The sequence below is a fragment of the Dyadobacter sp. SRI_021 genome (assembly GCF_057586235.1).
Map to the genome: position 1 here is coordinate 1 of NZ_JBYCZM010000045.1, position 1,226 is coordinate 1,226.

At 44.3% G+C, this 1,226-nt stretch carries 2 protein-coding genes; both read left to right on the forward strand.

Annotated features, from left to right (window positions below; genetic code table 11):
- Positions 1–67 precede the first annotated feature (67 nt).
- On the forward strand, positions 68–355 hold the full coding sequence (locus AC2YIT_RS32190) for a transposase (RefSeq protein WP_487281947.1): 288 nt from the start codon (positions 68–70) through the stop codon (positions 353–355).
- A gap of 8 nt (positions 356–363) precedes the next feature.
- Positions 364–1,176, forward strand: coding sequence for an IS3 family transposase (locus AC2YIT_RS32195; RefSeq protein WP_487281948.1), 813 nt, complete (start codon positions 364–366; stop codon positions 1,174–1,176).
- Positions 1,177–1,226: the final 50 nt, after the last annotated feature.

The window sequence follows — 1,226 nt, forward strand, 5'->3', positions numbered from 1 at the left end:
TGTAATACTCCCCAAAATTGAGGCCATCGGTTAAGTTTAGTAACTTGACATTAAACCGATGAAGACAATGAAACAAAGCCGGAGGAAATTCACAGCAAAATTCAAGGCAATGGTCGCTGTTGAGGCCTTGAAAGAACGAGAGTCGTTGAGCGAATTGGCGACCAGATTTGAGATCCACCCAACTCAGGTTTCAGCATGGAAGCGTGAATTCTTGGAACGCGCAGAAAAAGCTTTCGGAGATGAGCCGTCTAAAGAAGAGGAGTCTGTTGACGTTGACAACCTCTTTAAACAGATTGGCCAGTTGCAGGTTGAGAATGACTTTTTAAAAAAAAGCTTGAAAAAAGCCGGTCTATGAGGGAGCGTATGGCATTGATCGACGACAGTCATCCATTGAGCATTCGACGGCAAGCTCAAATTCTTAGCATTAACCGCAGTCAGTTGTATTATAGGCCTGCTGGTGAAAAAGAGGAGAACCTGGCGTTGATGGAGACGATGGACAAAATTTTCTTGTCGGACCCAACTTTGGGTGTGCTGGGTATGCAAGACGAGCTGGTAGAAAGAGGGATGAATTACAATGTCAAACGCATTCGACGGTTACTTCGAAAAATGGCTATCGAGCCGATTTATCCAAAACGAAACCTGAGTCGACTAGGCAAGGCAAAATACATTCATCCATATTTGCTTAGAGGCCTTGTAATTAGTCGCCCGAACCAAGTATGGGCATTGGATATCAGCTACATCCCCTTGAAGCATGGCTTTATGTACCTAACAGCCATTATGGATTTATACAGCCGCTACATCGTCGGCTGGCAGCTATCCAACAGCCTGGAAAAAGAAACGCAGACGGAGCTGTTGCACGCAACGATATCCCAGCATGGTAAACCTGAAATCATTAATAGTGATCAGGGGGCGCAATACACTTGCGAACACTGGGTAAGCACGCTGAATAGCCTCAAAATTCGGGTCAGTATGGATGGTAAAGGAAGGGCTACCGACAACGCACATATCGAGCGATGGTTTCGGACAATTAAGCAAAAGTATATTTACCTGAATCCTGAGAAAAATGGCTTGGATCTATATCTGGGTATTGATCGTTTTGTAAAACATTACAATGCCAGAAAGCACCAGGGCATTGGTCGGAAAAAGCCGACGACTCTGTACCTGAATGCTGCTTAATTTAAATTAGTAGTAGCAAATCGCTGGTCTTAAAAATAGGGAGTACTTCA

What these genes read in the sequence shown, in the direction of transcription:
- AC2YIT_RS32190 (WP_487281947.1), top strand. Translation starts at nt 68, where the DNA reads ATGAAACAAAGCCGGAGGAAATTCACAGCAAAATTCAAGGCAATGGTC.
- AC2YIT_RS32195 (WP_487281948.1), top strand. Translation starts at nt 364, where the DNA reads ATGGCATTGATCGACGACAGTCATCCATTGAGCATTCGACGGCAAGCT.